The following is a 20,655-nucleotide window of genomic DNA, read 5'->3' as shown; positions in this document are numbered from 1 at the left end:
AGTTTATTTACAATGGATGTCAACTGGTTTAATAGGCATTGAATTTATAGATCACTGGGATATTTGACACCTGTTCAGTATCGCCACCGATTCTACATGACTAATGTGCTCTAACAAAATCAAAACAAAAAAAACGGCATCTCTGCCGTTTGTGTTTAAAATGCTGATGTAGACAGCGGCGGCGGCTTCCCTGTTCGCAGCGGTTTTCATACGATGAAAAGACACATGCACAGTATGCCTGTTGATGCGGCTCATTTCTGGCAATATTAGATGTGATTTTACCTGAAAGCCTTTAACATTAAAAATAATTGATTATTAAAATGCACTTCATTCGTATATATTTTTGTAATTAAACCAATGCACTTGTCTATGATTTTCCCAGTGAACTTTTGAGACATGATGGCTTTATTCGAATAGATCCTTACTGTCTTCCAGTCACGGATAATTTGGTCCAATAACGGGTCAAGCGTATGTTTTGCATGGATATGATCAATGTTGTACTTATAGAGCGTATTTAACCTGTATTTCTCAGAACATTTTCTATAAATAGTACTGCTCAGTGTCTCTATAATCGTTTCATTTTGTATAATGAGCTCGTAATTTTCTGCGAGCAACAGTATATTATTCAAACTTTCCGTTATTTCATTTTGATACCTGCACATATTTTCTACGAATGTATTGATGGTTGTGTGTGCTGACTTCTTATTGTCCAAGATCACATGGTTACCGGGGGGCACTAGCGCATATTCCCAAAAGTAGTCTAGCATCTTTACGTGTTCCGAAGTCATACATGACGATTTAAATTCTGAAAATGGCAGAGAATATTGTCTGTACTCTGTAATATCATCAACCGTATATATTTCCTCGTTCGTAAGATTGAAGCCATAGACAAAAACAGGGTGCAGTCCATGTTTTTTGTTATAGTAAAAGTCTCTCCCGCGTTGATAAAATAAATCAATGAATATGGAAATCGGATGACCATTAGAAATAGAGTTTATGATCTCATCTTGTAACGTATCTAGTCCAGGGGATTTTTTACGAATAGAGATCCCCATTTCCTCAAGAATCTGATCTTCCTCCTCAAGATCCAACACCTCTAACTTGAAATATCCTCTTGTTTGTATTTTTTGTTTATCAAATCTATAAATAGTAATGACGTTATTCAAAATCGGCAGCTCATCTTTTTTAAAATATCTGGCAAGCGTTAACATCAAATTGTATCCGCAATTAAAATAAGGAAAATTATGATGAGGAAACATTTTTGTCATGCCGTCGAAGGGCTGAAAGGTGTCCAGGGAAATCATTTCTTCCATACAATAGTTCTCCTATACTAGGACGTGTCTTGAAACCTACTGAAGTGCATCTTTTACCGCCTTTTCGCCCCCTGCTACGTCACTTTCCCTTGACGTGCCCCGGCACACCTGCGGAAAACTTCCTGGCTTGGAACGAAAATTCAGCAAAATCTGCCGCCTTCAGAGTTTTCAGACACGCCCAAAATTATTGTTGATATTACGGCTATATTACCTCTTAACAAGGTTCATCATACGGTATTGCCGCGTTCCAGCCTTCATCTCTTCATATTTCTTCGAGCCGGGCAATGCGATGAAATCATGAATATCTCCAATATTCGTGCTCGCTTTGGCGTTGCTCGCAATCCCTTGTGTGCCAGTACGCTGCTTCGCACTCTCATCACAGGATAGAAGAACATTCGAAGTCACATCCTGATTACGGATTATAGACAGGCCTGCTTCCTCTAACAGCCTGACGTTCTGCGCTACCTGATCTCCCAGCATCAGCTCCGTATACAGAAATACGCCGCCAACTCTCATGATCCGGTACACCTCTTCATAGAAGCGTGATCGGTTCGGATAGGCATGCGCGGATTCTATATTTAACACCACATCGAAGCTCTCGTCTGCAAACGGTATATTCTCTGCATCGCCGACGAGATATAAAGCTTCGCCCCCTCGGGATTTGGCATTGCAATAGGCAATATTCGCCGGGCAGATGTCGAGACCGACAATAGACAGCGGCTTGAAATATTTAGACAGAGCTGCTATGTTCCCTCCCCTGCCGCATCCGATGTCGATCACCTGCCGCTCCAAAATCGCCGTCCTGCCCACTGTCTCAAGCAGCAGCTTGACTGAGTTTCTATTCCATGCATCGCCCGGCTCGATCACCGCATGTTGCTCACCCCCGTCCGGGACGTAACCATAATTTAAGAAGGTGGCGAATCGGCCTATACCGGACAGCGCAAGGGAGTGCGAAATCTCGCTATAATCCCGAATTTCAGCCTCTTTCCGGTTCCATTCGGAAGGGTGGGTAACCTGCTCACGCCGGTCGAGCATCGATACATAACGATCATCAATCGGATATACCGCTTCGCAGCTGCAGCATTGCAGCGACACCTCCGACTGGACCAGCACACCCTTGCAGCTGGAGCATACCAGCCTTGCATGTAGATGCTGTAGCATGACGATCACCCAGCCGATATATGCATTTGATTCAATGCGTACACATTGTAGTAATTGGGGATATTCAAGTCTTCGTAGTAATCGATCAAGACATTGAAGCCGTTGGTGCGGAAGATGTTCTCGAGCCTGCTGATCTGTTCTCCGTCCAGTCCGTGTACCTCCATTACAATTTGCCTGATTTTGCCCCAATCGTCCGGATGTATGCCTTCCAGCACCTCAAATTCACTTTTTTCCACGTCGATTTTGAGCAGATCAATGGGGTTCAGATCGTAATAACGGATCATTTCAGAGATCGTAGTTAGCTTGCATCGATGGATTTGTTCATTCAGAAGCTTCGGCGACATAAGCTGATCCACAAACCTGTTTAGCATGCGCGGGTCGTCAAAATGATCCCGGTAATGGTTGATTAATCCGTATCGGAGATCCAGATCGTGGTTCTCCCGGTATTTGATCTGGACAGAATCCGTGGACATCGTAGGGAAATAGGCAAACTCCGCTTCCTTGATCTCATTGGAAAGCCCGACGTTAACCGTTGTTACGCGAGGCAGCGAGCTCGTATTCATCTTCAAGAGCTTAAACGTCGGAGGCAGTGGCTCAAAGGCATATACCCTGCAGTTGCTCTTGCTGCTGACATACAGGGTGAACATGCCGATATTAGCCCCGACGTCCATGACCGTGCCATGATCCGGGAGCGTAATCCCGTGCTTGAAATACATCTCCTTCTGGAAAATCTCGTTGTAGAGGAAATCGGTCTCTCCTTCGTTGTTTTGATAGATTTCGATCCCGTTGTGTAGTCGCTTCTTGGCAGTATCCTCTGTCTGCGGCGAAAAGCTCTTGTACTCCATCCTGCTCATCCACTTCACCCTCTCAACCATTTGTTTGTGGCATTTCTCTAACTGCTGGCGCTCTCGTAGTGTCTGACGGCCAGCTTCCAGAACAGCCTGACCATTAGAAGCGATATCACAGGAGCTGCAAAAATCCATACCCCAAGGAAGAAGTCCAAACGGTCGATCAAATAAACCGACGGCATGTTGGTAATAAACAAGATAGGCACGACATACAGTCCTATTCTCTGCAGCCATTTGGGGTATATGTACATCGGCATATTGTTCAAATCCCAACATTTGTCCAGTATGTCGAAGATCGAACCTGACTTTACCGTCCAGAAAGCAAGAATTTGCGGAAGCAGAAGCACCGAATACATCACGATTGTGCTGCTCAAAATCACGCCGATATATCCGGCCAGGTGGATGAAGCTTGGCTCGATCCCAAGCCGCCGCCAAGCCAGTACGATCATCGTGATCCCGGCGATCAGGTTCGGAATCGGAAACGCGTAGTTAACGTTCCGGAATGAAATCATGAACTGCAGCGATAGCGGCTTCGTCATATACAAGTCCAGCGTTCCGTTGCGGATATGGCCGGCGAATCTATAAAAGTTATCCATAAACAATCCTGTATAGATTGCGATCATAATCGTATAGGTCCCGGTGAAGATCATCATCTGGTCAGGAGAAATGCCATTAATTTCGATCCCCAGCTGGAAAACGAAGATGATATAGATCAGCTTGGTAAACAGAAATACGGTCTCCATGATCAAACCGGAGTAGAAATTCGCTTTGTATTCCATATAACCGACCAAACTGTTCTTTGCGAAAATAAAAAACATACGTACATGCTTCCGAATCTCACTCAAGCTGATACTCACAGACCTAACCTCCAACGGCTACATATTTCTTCATCCCGGAATCCCAAGCCAATTTGGAAATGACCAAAAGCACCATTACCCAAACCGCCTGTACCAAGAGCCCGCTAACGATCTCATGAACCTCCAAGCTCCCGAGGATGATCTTAACAGGGAAGAATACGACATACTGGAATGGTAAATAGCTGGAGATTGTGGCAAACGTATCCCCGAAAATATTAAGCGGAAAGATGGCGCCGCTGAGCAGATAGACGCCTTGGTTGAACGCGATATACACGCCCCAAACCTCAGTAATGATGAATGCGAGCGCACTAATCGAATAAAAAAGCAGGAAGTTGATGAGCATTCCGAACAAAATACTAGTCAGGAACATAACGATCTGCCCCACTCTAAGCGGAAACTCCCAAATCTGAGTAAACACGGTCATCAGTATGACGAATAAGACAAGCACGACCCCGGTCTGAACCGTTTTCTCACCGAAGAAATTGCATATCCGATAGCTGAAATAATGAATGGGCTGAGCGATAAATTTGCTTAATCCGCCCGTCTTGATGTCATTCGCGATCTCCCCTTCGAAGCCGGCAGAAACCAGCTTGGAGACGACGCCGGACAACACGGAATAAATGATGATCTGTGAATACGTATAGCCGTTAATAATCTCTTGCGGCGAGCTGCGGAACACAGCTGTCCAGAGGAAGCATTGGACGAGTATGATAAATCCGCCGCTGATAATGCCCATCAGGAAATCGGTCCGATACTCCATCGCATTCTGAAGCGCAAGGCTGTACGTCCTTTTATACTTCTGCAAGGCTTTCATGTCTGGACCCCATCTTTCTGATATAAGCTTTCGATGCCTCGCTCGACAGGTATATCTTCAACTGTGAAATCAAGGATCGGGAACCGATCAAGTATCATTTTGGAAAGCCGCTGGAGGTCATGCTTATCAATTTCCATGACGGCATTCATGCCGTCATGTTGAGTAATCGTGCCATAGTCGCTTAGCGCTTGCCTCGGCACTTCATCCGTAAATTGCAGCTTGATAATCTTTTTGGCATGCAGCAGCTCGTTCACACGCCGAAGATCACCGTCGTATACGATCTTCCCCTGATTGATGATGATCGCTCGTTTGCATAGATCCTCAATATCCGCCATGTAGTGACTTGTCAGAATGACCGTTGCCTTCGTCTGCTCGTTATAATCCTTCAGAAACTCCCGAATGCGCTTCTGCGAAATCAGATCAAGTCCGATTGTAGGCTCATCCAGGAAAATCACCTTGGGCCGGTGGATGAGCGAAGCAATAAGCTCCATCTTCATCCGTTCCCCTAGCGAGAGTCTCCGCACCTGAATATTGAGCAGGTCTTTAACGTCAAGCATCTCCGTAAGCTCATCCAGGACAAGGTTGTAGGGCTTATCCTCGATCTCATAAATGCATTTGTTCAGGTACAACGATTCGTTCGCCGGTAAATCCCACCACAACTGCGATTTCTGCCCCATCACGATCGAGAACTGCATCTTGAATTCTTTTTTTCGCTCCCAAGGGACATAGCCTAATACCGTCGCTTGCCCGCTTGTCGGATACAAGATGCCGGACAGCATCTTCAGCGTCGTCGTTTTGCCGGAACCGTTCGGGCCTAAAAATCCGACCATCTCACCCTGCTCGATTACAAGGGATATTTCGCTAACCGCTTCTTTGATCAGTGATTTCCGCTTCACTAAATTTTTGAGCGATTTTTTGAGTCCCAGCTCTTTCTCGTAATACTTGAAGCTTTTGGATAATCCCTCCAGGTGGATAATACTCACTTGCGCACCTCATTTATGTGAATTTAGAATCGTTATACACCGTGCAAATGCAAGACACTGCACTTGGAACAAGCCGGTGTCAGTCGTTCATCCATCATTTCCCTTATCCTTCTGTAGGTCATGCTATGCCATAATTCCTGTACGGACGCTTCATGTAATTTGCCGATCTCGAACTCCTTGAAAAATTTGCACGCAACAATCGTTCCATCGGGCGTAATATCCATCCGATTCGAGAGAGCCAGGCACTTCTTATTCATCGTGCCTTTACCCCTCACCTCTTTGCCAAGCACGAAATCTTCGATCTGATCTTGATCCAGGTTCGGCTGGTAGCGTAAACGCATTTTCCAGACCCGATTATTCACCCGGTCCAACTCGCTCATCAAAGCAGGAATACGCTCCGGATCGAGCTTGTAGTTAAAGGCGTGCCAGCTCCGTTCGCCCTTGTGCTCGCTCGCCGGAAGGAAGTCGAACTTCTGGTCAAAGTAATCGTCCATTCCCTGCGTGCATTCGTCCGAGATGTACCATGGGAAGCAAACCATGACCATGTCTACACCGACGCCCTCCAGAAAGTCCAACATATCGTAGAGCTTGTCGGTCATAGCATCGTTAACGACGGTATGGATTGTAATTTTGCCCCTGAACCGATTTTCCTTGCGCAGCTCGACCAGCTTCCTAATCGCATCTATCGCCTTGTTAAATACCCCTTTGCCGCGAAGCGCATCATTCTCTTCTTCGAATCCATCAAGCGCAATGAGCAGCTCCAGGTTGTCGGAGATTCTCAGCAAGGCGTCCAGCTTTCGCTCGATCAGCACCGCGTTCGTGCAGATCGTCGTCTCACGAGGATGGGCTTCAAGCAGATCGGCCAAACGGTCGAAATGGCTGTATACGAGCGGCTCGCCGCCCCAGATATAGAGTCGCGACTTGGCTGGTTCCGTCTCAAGGATTAGCTTCTCCAGCAGCCCGTAGTCGAGCTGTTCGCGCTGCTGCTCCGGTGTCATGAAGTGATGGTAGCCGGTGTCGTTCCATTGATAGCAATGCTTGCAGCGCAAGTTGCATTGGTTCGTCAGTTTAATTCCGACCGACTCTGGCAACGGTGTCGCGTAACCCGCTATTTTCTCCATGTTCCGCTTGGTTTCCACCGTATTCCTGATAGTACGCTTCAATATTTGCAGATCCTTTGCGGAATGCTTAATCTCAGATTTCGGATTCATATCAACACACCCTTCTTAAGCGTAATAGGTCATTCACATGAATCAGTAGATATAATACCTTGAACAAGCCGTACAAATCGGAAGCATATTTTTTTTCATATACGCGCGATACTCTTTGTAATTGTCACTGCGCCAGATATCCAGCAGATTCTCTTCGTTCACGTTGCCGAAGGTCAAATCATAGAAGGCATGGCAGGGCGAAACGTCGCCCCTTGCCGTAATCTCCGCATAAGTCCATGGAAGAGAGCAACGGTTTCGTTTATCAGCCATCTGATGGAAATGTCCCGAGAAATAGTTGTGCAAATTCTGTTCATCTATCGTCTTCGGATAGGTAATCACATGGATACTGTTTTTCAGGCAATACTCTTTAACATTATTGAGCTGTCTCGTCAATTCGGGAATATCGATCTGGCTGAACGAACTGTTGTCTTTCCAGACCATCCCCTTGGCATACGGAGCTTCATGCACGCCGAATTCCTCACGAAGAACCTCCACATATTGGGCATACTGCTCTTCCGTGGCATAGAGCTGCACCTCCATGCTGATATGGTCCAACATCGACAAGTCGATATGCTTAAAGAAAAATTCCTCGATGTACATATAGTTCAAGGGCGTAATGATAAAGGATACACCCATCTTCGGAAATTGCTTACCTTTGCTTTGCCGGAGCTCATAGAGCTTCTCGATCCCTTTGATTACTTTCTTGAATACGCCTTTGCCCCTCTGCCTGTCGTTGATATCCTCAGGGCCGTCGAGCGACACCCATATCTTATTAGGCGGAGTCTCGACTAACATCTCGGCATGCTTCTCAAGCAGTGTGCCGTTCGTGGGGAAGTCCGCTATGCTTCCATAATGATTGATCATGGCGAGAATGTCGCTCAGCCAAGGGTACATCAGCGGCTCGCCGCCGAAGAAATCGTAATACGGCTTGCCGGGGCTGCACTCGATGATGATCTTTTTGATCAGCTCCGGGTCCAGCTGCGCTAATGTTTTTTTGCTTTTATAGGGCCCTTCGAGTCCCCACTCATAACACATCTTGCATCGCAAATTGCACTCCTCCAGCAGCTGCAGGACGATCCATCTCGGATAGCTTACCGTATCCTTGGCAACACTCAATGTATTTAAGCTCATCGCATAACCCCTTCTGCCATTGAAATCTTACCTCTTCGTTAAGGCAATCCTCGAACAATAGTGATCCACATAATTCGTCCGTTCACCGGGCCTGTTCTTGATCGCTTGATGCATCTCCTTAAGGATATCTACAGAAAAATCCATCTCTCGCCACTTCTCGTAGCGTATTCCGAACCCAAGCGACTCCCACAATTCCAGATTGCTGAGCTCATGACTGCCGAACGGCTCCAGAAGAATAAGAGGCGTTTCGGAGGCAAGCGAGTCGATCAATGTGCCCGCTCCCGGCTTGGCCACGATAGCCATCGCCTCAGAAGCAACGTCAAATAACCAATGATGATCAGCCTCAGCGGCGTATGAATTCGTATCTTCTCCCGCTATTTCAATATATGGCGGAAATTCGTGCAGGCCGTTCGCGCTCTTCACCCATGAACACCATTCCGGATCGTTCATCCAATATCGGTGATCGGGATCGGGCTTCGCTTCCTTCCAGTCGTAAGCTACAATATCAAGCCCATAGTTATGGCCGGCAAGCTCTGGAATTGTACTTTGATAAGTGCCCATCCCCCAGCCGCCGCCATGCACAACAAGCCGCCGCTTCCTTGATTCGAAAGGCAGTGGCGTACCAGAAAGAACCGGGATTTCGTATCGAATCGCCATCTTATCGGTGTCATAGAGACAAGCATTGTAATAATGCTCGTCATACCGGGGATGAAACTTCTTCAGGCTCTTCCAGGACGGGGCCAGATCTGAATCGACGTAGAGCAGGTCTACATGAATTGGATTCGGCAGCATCTTCTCCCTGTACAAATCCAGAATATAAACCCAGTGTCCGGATAGCGATATGAATTCGTAGCGTTCTTCCGCTTTCCACGCCTCCAGCAATAGCTCGACCTGGGCGTAATCTATACTACCCCGGATATCCATCGGCATTCGGGCCGAAAAATTGGCAATTGCGAAATTATTGTGGTATGCTGTCCTGCTGTCTGCAATATGCTCCCTCTTGTCATGCTCCAAAAAGCTTTCGAACACGAGCACTTCCGTCGCGATATCCCTTTTCCCGAAATCGCTTGCGGCTAACAGACCGGGAATATAGAACCCCAGACCGAAACCCGAGCATAGAATCGTTACTTTCCGCTTCCCCATAAACTCTCTTCCTCCATCCATGGTTTCAAGCACTTCGGAATGCATCAGCGGGCGATCTTGAAGGATAACGACAACAGAATCTCCTTAAGCTTCGCGGACAATTGTTCGTTATCCCCTGTCCCCTCGATCAGCGAATAATACAATCTGCCCTTCACCTGCTTATTCCGGATCCCCTTGCACTCGCTGATGACCTTGTTAATAAAGAGCGTATTCGCGCTTAACGGTAGTATGCCAAACCCTTGATCAGGCTTATATAGAACGCCCTCGCGGTCCAGCGATTCCAGCAATTGATCGAATGATACATCCCCTGCAAACTGTAAGGTCGCATGTGTCATACTCCCGGCCGTACCGTGCTTCTCGAGATACCGGTCAACGTAATGCTTGATCAGACTCATCGATTTTCTTGCATTGACCTCAACAATCGGAATGATGCGGCCGTCTCTTAGCAGCATCGAATCGACGCATACGTCCCCGTAATAACCCGACTGGTAAAGCTCGCGGGCCGCCAGCTTCATTACATCAAAGTACTTCGCTTCGTGCAGCATATGAAGCAGCCTGTCATCGGCTGTATAGGAGCCTTGGTAAGCGAAATTGTGATTAACCAATTGCTGCACAGAGATATGGCGGTACGTACCGTCCGGATCGATATGGAATTGGCAAGAGAAATCCAGCTCCTTGAGGAGGAACGGCTCAATAATAAACCGAACCGTTCTTCCCTTTCTGCACTGATCGGCGAGATAGGATGTGACCCGCTGCAGAATCGCTTCCGACTCGATTAGCAAATTGCCCTTCCCGGATACCCCAAACTCATCTTTGATCAGAAAGGGGCCTTGTTTCAGCAGAGCCAAGCCGCTTGACAGCAGCTCTTCGTGGGAATAGACCGGCTGGCTGTCACACTGAAGCTCAAGGCGACGATTCAATTCGGTTGAATATAGCTTAGAATTGACCGTCTGAATCGTCTCGACAGCTGGATAATCCTGTTCCAGACCGAAACGCATAGCAGCACGGTCCGCCCCCGGAATGACCGCAAAGGGCGACAACCTGGCGCCGTTCAGCCAGTCTGGATCCATGTTACCCACATGATCCGTTGAGGTGAGCAGGTCGAATATATTGGCGGTTCTGCCTGCGCTTCCTCCATCAGGACTCTCAAGATCGGTTGAATTGGACAGAAATTGGAATCCGATCTCATGCAAATACGCTTTATGAGAAGCGTTCATTCCATAACGGGTAATGAGCCTATCCTGAGCCCCGCAAAATGGGAAGAGCAGCTCATCCATGGCCATCACGACATTCTCCATTTCAGGATCGTGAAACGACGGCAGTTTGGCTTGATTAGGGTCGCGCCAGAAGCGTTCCGCATCAAACGTTCCGATAATGAGCTCGAACTTGCGTCTATCGTTCATGCAGATGCCGTCTTCTGCAGCTCCGAGATATAATTGCAAAAGATTGTAATCGATTCCATGCAATCGAATTCGAATTGTTCGAAATCAATTTCAATGTCGAAGCGCTCCTCCACCTTCAATAAGAAAGTAATTAGCTGTAAAGAGTCCAATCCCCCGTCTTCCATGATGCTGGAATGCCCGTTCAAGCTGACTTCCAGTTGGGCGTCGTCCTTGACTTCGCTTATCATCGCTATGATCTGTTCTTGCATAGGTACCTCCTGTTTAATAGATATATTGACCCTGGTAATAATGGATCGTTCTAGTGAGTGCATTATGCAAACTGATCGCCGGTTCCAAGTCCATGATGGTGGCTTCCGGCAGATTCTTCAAATTAACTGGCTGTTCATACGTAAGGTTGGTGAACGGTGCGTTGCTCCCAAACGAAACAGGTATGGTTCTAGGCATGAATCACAAGATGTCGGGTCAAATACTAGGAGAGATTCTTGAGGTGAGTGGATTCGCTGTGGTTGTGCCGGAAAAAACGCTTGAAGCAATACGGATCGTTGAAAGACAAGAAGACATTAGGCTGTCAGCAAACGTAATCTTTAGGACAAAAGTAACGGTTTGGCTTACTCAATACGCTGTATCGCAACGATTATAAGCCCGGCATCACTCCCTCCACAAATATGCCCGGATCACCACCGGCTTCGGGCTAAGGCTTCTATTCGGGTGCAAGAAGAGATATCCACAACTAACATCATCTGCTCCTTCAACATTACTGAATGCCTACCTTCTTCAGCCATCGTTCAAGGAATATGGATTCTTCATTTTCTATACTCGTAATCAGCGTTTGAAAACTTTCGGAAATACTCGTATCCCTTGTCAAATTATATTTCATCGCTACATTCACAAGTATCTTTGCCTTAAGTTCAATGGCTGTGAATTCATCTATATGCTCTTGATTTAATTGAATGAAATGCCGATTATCGTACAAGTACTTGAGTCTTAACGTCATTAACTTCTTATGATCATAAAGTAAATGAAAGGGTCTTATATCAAGCATAGCCTTCTGTTCCGATGTCTCTTTCGCATAATTTAATAGAGTTTTGTATATTTGCATGCCGAAGTCAAGATTATGCCTGTCGCCCCCATAGTTAAACATCTCCCAATACTCCGGCGTTTTCTTAGTGAAATAATTTCTTATAGAATTCACTAAGGTATCTGCACTGAATTTATCCTGATGTTGCTCATTGAATGTATACAGATAAACCATTTCTCTAAGATAATCATGATTGGTTGTTAGATGATTCGTGTCGAACGCAAGCTTGAAATCAGTAAATGATATCTCAGCCTGACTATACACGCCGTTCTTAAAGAAGTCGGAAACATACAATATCTCTCTATCCAAATCATAGCCGTAAACAAATATGTCATGATGCAATTGAAGTTTATTGTAGCGATCGCTTAGGGGCACGTAGAAATAATTGACCATGGTGTGGACATAGTTATTCGCATTAATATTTTCTATAATAAAATGAATAACCGAGTCCCATTTCGTTGTTACCGTATCTCTATGTATCTTTTGAGTAGTAATCCATTTGCACGAATCCGAAGGCCGCAGCTCATAAGTCACAGGGAAATAAAAATCTCCCCAATGATGTTTATAATCTTTGTTAATAAACAATTGGATATAATTGCTGAATATCCATGGATGTGCGCACTCGTAATGGGTAAGTATGGACAAGAGATGAGCATGCTGCGTATAGGTTGTAATCATCGGATAACTGACCGGCAATATTAGTCTGCCTAACGTTTGAGTTGAATTTTTCAACCTTTCGTTCACCCCTGATTATTTGGTTAAATGGCTTAAGGATTTCGAATCAGTATATCTCATTTAGCAATAAGCGCTTCGTACTTGCCCTGTCCAGTTTTCCTGTTTTGGTTTTTGGAATGTCATCTATAATCCTCCATTGTCTAGGCACTTTATATGATGACAAATGCAAGTTGCAATGTTGTGTCAGTGCATCTATATCAATCAGGCATTCATTAAAAGCTTTCAGAAATGCGACGGGCACTTCGCCTAACAGGTCATCGTGCACACCAACTACCATAACCTCCTCCACTTCTTTCAAGCCGTACAGGAATTCCTCGATTTCTTCCGGATAGATATTGATACCGCCGGATATAATGATATTCTTCTTTCGGCCTGTCAGTATGAGACACCCTGATTCATTCCAATATCCCAAATCTCCTGTCTTTAACCAACCCTCAACAATGGTAGCATTCGTTAACTCCGGGTTTTTGTAATAACCGAGCATCACATTCGGGCCCTTGACCCAAATTTCTCCGATCGCTGCTCCTTCAACCTCATTCTCTTCTTCGTCAACAAGACGAACAGAAACGTCATTGATGGGTGTTCCACAGGATAAGCTGCGCTCTCCCCGTTCCATCATGCTCACCCGCGGAGAAGCTTCGGTCAATCCATAGGTTTGAATAATGTCCGCGTGAGGAAATACAGTCTGAAGATGGTCACCTAATTTTGCGGGAATCGCCGCACCGCTAATTACAATAAATTCAATGGAATCAAAGGCACTCCAGTTCTTTGTCTGATGGAAATCGGAAACAAAGTGCATCAATTGCGTAGGCACCGCTGAGAAGGCCGTGACCGCCTTATTCTGAAACAGTTTAAACGCGGTGCGCGGCAGCATAGGCAAGCTGATAAGCTTAATTCGGGTTCCATATAACATGCAAGAAATCAATTGCGTGATAATCGTAGAACTGAAATGAACGGGCATCGTTACAAGAAACGAATCCTGATCCGTATACCCCACCTTTTCGCCATGTGCCAACGCATTCGTTAATACATTCCAATGGGATAACATCACGATTTTAGATTTTCCGGTTGTGCCCGATGTAGGAAGGAGAATCGCACATTGATTGGGATCGGACTGATTGGTTAACAAGATCGATTCAAACGAAGGCATTGGTTCTTGCGATAAATCCTGGGCGGTAACCCAAGGAATGTCGCAATTCAAATGCGCAGGTTGTGCAGATTTGCTGATAACCAGTTTGGCGTCACTGGCATTTAAAATATTTTCGATTTCAGTATTGGATGCCGAATAAGGAACCGGTACTAACACATAACCGCAGAATTGAATGCCAAGCGCCGCAAAAATGAACAAGGGCTCATTATTTGTGTATAATGCAAGATGACTCCCCGACTCAAGCTCGAAATTTTTGCGGATATATAAAGCAATCAAATAAGCTTCTGTCATCACATCTGCGTAAGTCCATTGCTGCTTTAAATCTTCAAGGATAATATGATCTTGGCGATCAGAGGCCTCCAGAAATAGACGCTGAATGATCGTCATCATAGCGTTTTCTCAGTCAAATAATTAAGAATTAATCCAGCCGTGGAGAACTTCTCAAATAACAGATCTTCATCAGGGATCGAGATGTTAAACTTCGATTCCATTAAAACAATAAGCTTGATGAAGCCTGCTGAATCGATACCTTGGTCCAACAAACGGGTATCGTGGTCTTCCGGATACTCGATGTCCAGCTCAGCAAAAATTTCATCTCTCAAGATAGATTCTATTGATTTAGACATCATGTTTCCCCCGTTAGATAATCTTTAGAAAGGCTGATTAAAGAGGATCGTACAAGTGATGAGCAAGTGAAAGTAATTGTGAAGAAGAATAAGTTCATAACGATAGAAAAGGTGCATTTGCACTGAAAGAGTTGTTTACAGAGTTGTTTGCAGAGATACTGCAATTCATGCTGGAGGCGGAATATGACACGGTGCAGGACATAAAAAGCTTGACGCGAAGAGTACAACGACGGAAATACTTGAGGGTTACCATCGTCAACATCGCAAAGCCTAAAGAAAAAAGCATTTTCCCAAGCAATGAAGCGTTGCTGAAAATGCTTTACAAAACTACGATGAATGTCATTCGTAAATGGACAGGACGTGTACAAAACTGTGACTAAGTCTCCCATCGCCTCTCCATTTTCTTCCTTGGTAGAATCGAACTATATTGCGTAAAGTTTTGCTTCAAGAGCGTTTACACGAGTAGATTTACAGCACCAAGCGATTGATATATTAAATATAATTACATATATGCCAATTGTCAACAATTTTGAAAAAGCCCGTTGATGCCCTCTGGAATTTTGCCTTTGCTTGATGGAAGATCACCTCCGGTTAATGCAATCGTGTTCCTTTCGTTTGGCAATATCTACAACATATCGTCCATTAACATCTTCGAAGAAACCGAGAGCTCGCAACGCTCAAAGTATTAGGCTATTATGCTCAAGGATAATGGCTAACCCCGTGCAAAGACGGCAAGTATCCCTTATCGCGATATGATTGAATCACTAAAAAGGTTGGAATAGCTATCCCAACTTTGAGGGATTGAAGAGTGATTGCGTATATCTCTATAATTCAGATATTGGATTAAAGATAATCTAGATAGCGGCAGGGGTGCCGAAAAGGAGGATGCATATGAATAACCAAACAGCAATGGCTCCGAAACGGCAAAAAAGCCGCTCTTACAGAGTAGATGAATACGTAAAATCGCCGGAGAAGCAGAAGAAGCTGTATAAAAAAACGTTATGGCTTGTTGTTGTCTCACAAATATTCGGAGGAGCGGGGCTGGCTGCCGGGCTTACTGTTGGAGCGCTGCTTGCGCAGGACATGCTAGGCAGCGACAACCTTTCCGGTCTTCCCGCAGCTTTGTTTACGCTAGGCTCTGCGGCGGCGGCGCTGATTGTGGGAAGGTTGTCACAGCGATTTGGACGAAGAGTCGGGCTGGCTGCCGGATTTATAGCGGGTGGAGCTGGAGCAACTGGCGTTGTGTTTGCCGCGCTTTGGGATCAAGTAGCGCTGCTATTTGTGTCACTGTTGATTTATGGAGCGGGCACGGCAACCAATCTGCAAGCCCGGTACGCGGGTACGGACCTGGCGCTTCCGAATCAGCGGGCCAAAGCAATTAGTACAGCGCTGGTGTTTACGACGATTGGCGCGGTGGCAGGTCCCAATCTGGTAGAGCCGACTGGCCGCATGGCGGCCTCCATCGGTCTTCCTGCTTTGTCGGGGCCGTTTATTCTAGCGGCAGTTGCCTATTTGATAGCGGGTCTGGTACTGTTGCTGTTTCTTCGTCCTGATCCGTTTATCGTTGCCAAGGCGATTGACGAAGAGGAAAGCTTGAATAAAAGCACGCAAGTGAAAGGCGGCCAAAATCTTCAGGTGAAGCGAGACGAAGGCGAATCAGAGAGCACCCATAACCGAACAGGACTTATTGTGGGAGCAACGGTTATGGTGCTTACCCAAATCGTAATGGTGGGTATCATGGTCATGACGCCCGTTCATATGAAGCAGCATGGCCATGAGCTTGGAGATGCAGGTCTGGTGATTGGCATCCATATCGCATTCATGTATTTGCCTTCCCTGCTGACTGGCGTGCTGGTGGATAAGCTTGGCCGTACCTTTATGTCCTATGCATCAGGAGTAACGCTGCTGCTGGCAGGTTTGACCGCGGCTTTTGCACCAGGCGAATCCATGGGCTTACTTATTGTAGCGTTGGCACTTCTCGGCCTAGGCTGGAACTTTGGCCTGATTAGCGGAACGGCGGCCATTATCGACTCCACAACGCCGAAGGTTCGCGCGAAGACACAAGGCACGGTTGATGTGCTAATTGCGCTGGCCGGCGCGTCCGGCGGCGCTTTGTCAGGCATGGTTATGGCTGGCGTTGGCTATTCCATGCTTTCCCTTGCCGGAGGATTGATGTCCTTGCTGCTTATTCCGGTGGTGGCTTGGTCATGGCGGAAAAATTCAACCTCTCATTCTGAAAAGGGGTAAATGCTTTGTCATCCTTTTACAGAGCCGGCTGTAATGCCCTAATTGCTCAAGCTTCTCAGTACCCGGCCCATGCTTATCAAACCGTATTCCAGCTAGCAACGCAGTTCGAATGAAAATGCCAATGGCTCTAGATAATACTCTTGCACTTTATTAATCACAGACCACGTAAATGCCTGGGTTGGAGAACCGCTCACGCCCCTTTTCAGAGGAACTGTCGCACTTAGCTTGACAATCCGTCATTTACAAATACGCTTTCTATGGTGATTGTGGACGTGGAATGCATTATTAAGAAGAACTTTAAGGGATATGTTTGGGGTACTATAACAAGCCAGGTAAAAACGGGAGAGTAAAGTGTAGTGACCATCTCGTACGTGAAGCAGATTTAAAATTAGCTATTATCGAGGATATTCGAACGCTCGCATCCAATCTCTCAAATGCTACAATTTATAAAAAACTTGAAAATCAGCTACAGAAAATCAATTGGCAAAATGAAAAACAAATAAGTTCGGTAGAAAGTGAATTTGACAAGTTAAAAACTCGAAAGAAAAAAGCACGAGACAAAAATCTGGATGCAATGACAGATTTTGGCGTTCAGCGAATTAAAACAGCTCCTCGGAGAATTTTTGTCCTTCAGGGAGTTGACTCCAGAGATTTTGCACCGACTAATTAATCGAATTGAGATTAAAGCAAACGAGAGTCCGAGAATCTTTTACAGATTCTCGAACCCTTCTGCTTATTCTTTAATCCTCACTATCATCGCAACGCTCTCCACATGCACCGTATGCGGGATCATGTGGGAGTTAGTTTGAATCTGTATCAGTTGGCTAAAAGCCTTGATATATAGAGTGTTCTTGAAACGCAGACTATTCTTTTTGTTTGGATTTTAATAGCTGTTGACGTTGTTCGTCAACAAGTAGTCAACAACTATTGTTGAATATCGATTTATTAAATCACGCAATAGGATGAGATCAAGGGGCGAGTTTAATTAGGTTCTCTGAAACCCATTTTAGTTTAAAATCATTCCTTATTAGCACTTACGGCTTCATCCTTTTCTCTTCCGAATGATCCGAAGCGTTTAGCACAGTCGGCAAGGTATTGCCTAAGCCCTGGCCAAACGCTCTCCATCCGACTTCTATGAATTTTATTATAATTGCTCCTTACTGATTGCCCAATTTATAGAAATAGTTGTATACACATTTTTTTTCGCTACTAGTTTTTCATAAGGGTTTTGAATTAATTTAATATTGGGTATGCCATCCAGGTTACTTACCAATACTAAAATATACCTTTCCCCCAATTCTTTTGCCACAATCCACTCTTTATCCGTAAATACTACTCCCCCAATTATAGCCGATAGCCCTTTAACCTCAAAGACAAAAGGAAGGGATGAGTCCAGTTCAAAGTCAAAACCACAGCCATCATTTCTTCTATCTTTTAGCCCCCCTCCAAATCCGTCAATTTTATTCTTAAGGAATGACTCATAAAAAAATTCTTCCGCTCTTTTACCCGTTATGCCTCTTGTACTAAATTTTCGAGTAGCGTGCTTTGTTTCATCATCTTCCTGTATTGTATCAATATATACTTGAATGTTTTTATCTAATTCAGTAGTCCGATTCAACGTACTATAAGATAAAATGTCTTTTACTATCCCCAATAATGCTGACTCACTCAATTCCTCATATTTCTCCAAAACTTCAAGACGGCTTGGCCTCAGTTCTCTTTGATACCACCCTCTTCTATTATTAGGATGAAAGGGATCGAATTCATCTCTCATATTCTTAATCGTATTAGGTTTAACACTTAGTTTAAAACCAATGTCTTCAAAAGCGGCTGTGAAATTTGAGTATCCAAGATTCTCTAAAGCTATCTCATTGTACTTTGAAAGAAAGTAAGCAACAATTAAAGCTAACTTATGATTATCCAGCATTACGAACACCTCTTTTTTCTTACTTTATCAACACAGAATAAGAAAATTTTTAATATATAAGCTACCAATGCTTACTAATACCAAATATTAAGACCCGAACGTGACGAAATGAGTCATTCGGGTCATTACAAAAAGAAGTTCTTATGAAAAATACCCTATCTGTTGAGAACCTGGCAAACCGACGGTCAGTCCCCTGTCTAGAAACCGATTGAATTCTTCACATGCTGTTTCCGGCACAAGAGAGCAGCTATGGCAGGCGGCCAAGTTACAAGAATCAGGTCCTTGTGGCCCAATTTCGGAACAAATAGGATCTGAAGAACACCAACCTGCATTTATTAATGATTTTTGAATTACCTTCTCTAGATAGCCCGGCTTCCCCATTCGAACCAGTCCACCCATCGTTCCATCTGAATCACCTGCTGCGGTGTATATCAATATACCGTACATAGGATTGGCTTCGTCATCGGATATGTACAATCGTTCTCTTAGTGAAGAAGAGCTATACCCGCATTCGAAAGTAAGCTGATTCATCAGAAGATGAGCAAAAGTATGAGCCATTACAAACCTAGGTGTAATTTGCTTTTCCCGAGTACGCCGATTCACGAGCAAATTTCTATAACGTTCTGCTAATGGTTGAAGTCTGGAGACCACGTCGGCCTTGTTCTCCCACGTGTTTAATAGATCAGGATTGAATTTCAAGAAAATTCCTTCACCGTATACAACATAAGCGGGTAGCCAATTATCTGAGGACTCATCTGGTACACTCCGCCACATCTGATATTTCAATTGCTGAACGTCTGTAGGCCGATCATTAAAAACCCGGTTAAAACCCGCAAGCACCCGCGTTTCTTTTAATTTTTCTACCAGAAATACATCAGAAAAATATTTTTCCATATCAAACAGATTACTGTCATACTGTGCAAGTGGAATCCACCGGATTTTAAGATCATCTTGATCCGAAGTTTCACTTAATACACTATACTCTTCTAGACGCAGAACTCTTTCTAAATCTGTACCGCCAGCCCCTTCGTTTTCTTCAATTTCAATAGTTGCACGTTGCTCCAAGCTCAAAATCGCGCGCTTTATTTCAGCATCAGAATATGTTTCCAGCTCAATCCGAAACTGTGCACGGAGCTCATCCACTGTTTCTTCTTCACTTAAGTTACCCCGTTTTGAAAGATTCAGAATACGCACATATTGAGGCGATTGAAATAATTCAATCAATGTTTTGATTTGTCGACTTACTTCACCTGGTATATAAATCGCACTTCGGACTTGAGCGAAATAAACATTTGAAGCACTGCGGAGAGATCCCCTAAGATGGCATCTGCATGTTTCGCCATCCTCAGTACCAAGCCAGGGCCTTTTTCCCTGGCAGTAAAACACATTTCCGCCACCAACTAACTCTTTACTAAGTTCCGTGCTTCCATCCGGATGTGCGCTGGTTATTTTATTGAGCATACGGGGTTCTACTCCACACCCGCATTTTACTTGCATCGTCGTCAGCGCACCGCCGCCGGTACTTACCAGCTTCATCGTGGCAGTACAAGATGGATTTGCTGAACGATGTACCCATTCACGCCACGGGAAATCTTGAATATGCCCGTTTTCGCATATTGCTATAAAGGGTACTTGCACCATAAACTTTTTGATGTTGTTAGCCTTACAAGTTGAGCATTCTTCCCTCGACTTAGTTGTAAGCTCCGTCTTTTTCATATCTCCGCAAAATGTGCAATAATGCCATTGTGGAAACCTTAAAAAGGGAACGGTCAAAAATTTATTATTCTCGCCTGCGCCTTTATAGCGGAAATCTGGTGGTAACCGAAAATGGTCTACCCCAAGCAAGCGTTCTAAACGCCACTCTTTGATTTTGTACTGTGATAGATCCACCCGCTCCGAAGATCCGTTTTTGTCCTTATACCAATGATCAAGTCCTCCACAAATAGCTGAGATTCCACTTTTCGATATAGACATTGCTCCGGTACCAAATGGGGCTATCATTTGTGCTCTGCGTATCGGATATACCAT

Annotated in this window: 18 protein-coding genes and 1 pseudogene; 3 read left to right on the top strand and 16 right to left on the bottom strand. The window is 45.0% G+C overall.

The features are described from left to right. Positions 1-278: 278 nt before the first annotated feature. The 14 genes from HNR77_RS16105 to HNR77_RS16035 form a co-directional block, all read right to left on the bottom strand. On the bottom strand, positions 279-1,313 hold the full coding sequence (locus HNR77_RS16105; protein ID WP_184186266.1) for a hypothetical protein: 1,035 nt from the start codon (positions 1,311-1,313) through the stop codon (positions 279-281). A gap of 207 nt (positions 1,314-1,520) precedes the next feature. Then, positions 1,521-2,474: a class I SAM-dependent methyltransferase gene (locus HNR77_RS16100; protein WP_260410602.1), complete on the bottom strand. Its 954-nt coding sequence runs from the start codon at positions 2,472-2,474 to the stop codon at positions 1,521-1,523. Between the two features lie 5 nt (positions 2,475-2,479). Next, positions 2,480-3,328 carry an FkbM family methyltransferase gene (locus HNR77_RS16095; protein WP_184186260.1) on the bottom strand — a complete coding sequence of 283 codons (849 nt, stop codon included), beginning with the start codon at positions 3,326-3,328 and terminating at the stop codon, positions 2,480-2,482. Between the two features lie 38 nt (positions 3,329-3,366). Then, positions 3,367-4,179, bottom strand: a complete 813-nt coding sequence (locus tag HNR77_RS16090; protein ID WP_184186257.1) for an ABC transporter permease — start codon at positions 4,177-4,179, stop codon at positions 3,367-3,369. A gap of 4 nt (positions 4,180-4,183) precedes the next feature. Continuing rightward, positions 4,184-4,993: an ABC transporter permease gene (locus HNR77_RS16085; RefSeq protein WP_184186254.1), complete on the bottom strand. Its 810-nt coding sequence runs from the start codon at positions 4,991-4,993 to the stop codon at positions 4,184-4,186. Further along, positions 4,990-5,976 (bottom strand): ABC transporter ATP-binding protein, encoded by a 987-nt coding sequence (locus tag HNR77_RS16080; protein ID WP_184186251.1) that lies wholly within the window; start codon positions 5,974-5,976, stop codon positions 4,990-4,992. Before HNR77_RS16080 ends, HNR77_RS16085 begins: the two co-directional genes overlap by 4 nt. Before the next feature lie 32 nt (positions 5,977-6,008). Continuing rightward, positions 6,009-7,139 carry a radical SAM/SPASM domain-containing protein gene (locus tag HNR77_RS16075; RefSeq protein ID WP_260410594.1) on the bottom strand — a complete coding sequence of 377 codons (1,131 nt, stop codon included), beginning with the start codon at positions 7,137-7,139 and terminating at the stop codon, positions 6,009-6,011. Between the two features lie 90 nt (positions 7,140-7,229). Further along, positions 7,230-8,318 carry a radical SAM protein gene (locus HNR77_RS16070; RefSeq protein WP_184186245.1) on the bottom strand — a complete coding sequence of 363 codons (1,089 nt, stop codon included), beginning with the start codon at positions 8,316-8,318 and terminating at the stop codon, positions 7,230-7,232. Between the two features lie 27 nt (positions 8,319-8,345). Beyond that, the gene (locus HNR77_RS16065; RefSeq protein WP_184186243.1) at positions 8,346-9,461 is read right to left on the bottom strand and encodes a glycosyltransferase family protein; all 1,116 of its coding nucleotides are present in this window, start codon (positions 9,459-9,461) and stop codon (positions 8,346-8,348) included. Between the two features lie 44 nt (positions 9,462-9,505). Then, positions 9,506-10,864 (bottom strand): ATP-grasp domain-containing protein, encoded by a 1,359-nt coding sequence (locus HNR77_RS16060; RefSeq protein ID WP_184186240.1) that lies wholly within the window; start codon positions 10,862-10,864, stop codon positions 9,506-9,508. Continuing rightward, complete coding sequence (locus HNR77_RS16055) at positions 10,861-11,112, bottom strand: acyl carrier protein (protein ID WP_184186237.1); 252 nt, start codon at positions 11,110-11,112, stop codon at positions 10,861-10,863. Before HNR77_RS16055 ends, HNR77_RS16060 begins: the two co-directional genes overlap by 4 nt. Positions 11,113-11,618: 506 nt before the next feature. After that, positions 11,619-12,674, bottom strand: a complete 1,056-nt coding sequence (locus HNR77_RS16045; RefSeq protein ID WP_184186231.1) for a hypothetical protein — start codon at positions 12,672-12,674, stop codon at positions 11,619-11,621. A gap of 49 nt (positions 12,675-12,723) precedes the next feature. Beyond that, positions 12,724-14,217: a class I adenylate-forming enzyme family protein gene (locus HNR77_RS16040; protein WP_221443870.1), complete on the bottom strand. Its 1,494-nt coding sequence runs from the start codon at positions 14,215-14,217 to the stop codon at positions 12,724-12,726. Further along, positions 14,214-14,453: a phosphopantetheine-binding protein gene (locus tag HNR77_RS16035; RefSeq protein ID WP_184186226.1), complete on the bottom strand. Its 240-nt coding sequence runs from the start codon at positions 14,451-14,453 to the stop codon at positions 14,214-14,216. The genes HNR77_RS16040 and HNR77_RS16035 overlap by 4 nt, the downstream gene beginning before the upstream one ends. A gap of 226 nt (positions 14,454-14,679) precedes the next feature. Between HNR77_RS16035 and HNR77_RS30790 the strand changes: the two are divergent. The 3 genes and pseudogenes from HNR77_RS30790 to HNR77_RS16020 all read left to right on the top strand — a co-directional run. After that, positions 14,680-14,833: pseudogene (locus HNR77_RS30790) on the top strand (IS256 family transposase); the annotation flags it as partial. 529 nt (positions 14,834-15,362) lie between these two features. Beyond that, a complete protein-coding gene (locus HNR77_RS16025; RefSeq protein WP_260410601.1) occupies positions 15,363-16,700 on the top strand; it encodes an MFS transporter in 1,338 nt (445 codons plus the stop codon). A gap of 310 nt (positions 16,701-17,010) precedes the next feature. Continuing rightward, the gene (locus HNR77_RS16020) at positions 17,011-17,370 is read left to right on the top strand and encodes a hypothetical protein (RefSeq protein WP_184186449.1); all 360 of its coding nucleotides are present in this window, start codon (positions 17,011-17,013) and stop codon (positions 17,368-17,370) included. A gap of 474 nt (positions 17,371-17,844) precedes the next feature. Here the strand turns inward: HNR77_RS16020 and HNR77_RS16010 are convergent, their stop codons facing one another. Both HNR77_RS16010 and drmB read right to left on the bottom strand, forming a co-directional pair. Beyond that, positions 17,845-18,627: a protein NO VEIN domain-containing protein gene (locus tag HNR77_RS16010; protein ID WP_179261656.1), complete on the bottom strand. Its 783-nt coding sequence runs from the start codon at positions 18,625-18,627 to the stop codon at positions 17,845-17,847. A 141-nt stretch (positions 18,628-18,768) separates the two neighbouring features. After that, positions 18,769-20,655 carry a DUF1998 domain-containing protein gene (gene drmB / locus HNR77_RS16005; RefSeq protein WP_184186214.1) on the bottom strand — a complete coding sequence of 629 codons (1,887 nt, stop codon included), beginning with the start codon at positions 20,653-20,655 and terminating at the stop codon, positions 18,769-18,771.

The organism is Paenibacillus sp. JGP012, from assembly GCF_014203995.1.
Taxonomy (GTDB): Bacteria; Bacillota; Bacilli; order Paenibacillales; family Paenibacillaceae; genus Paenibacillus; species Paenibacillus silvae.
This window is presented reverse-complemented; position numbering and strand designations above follow the sequence as displayed.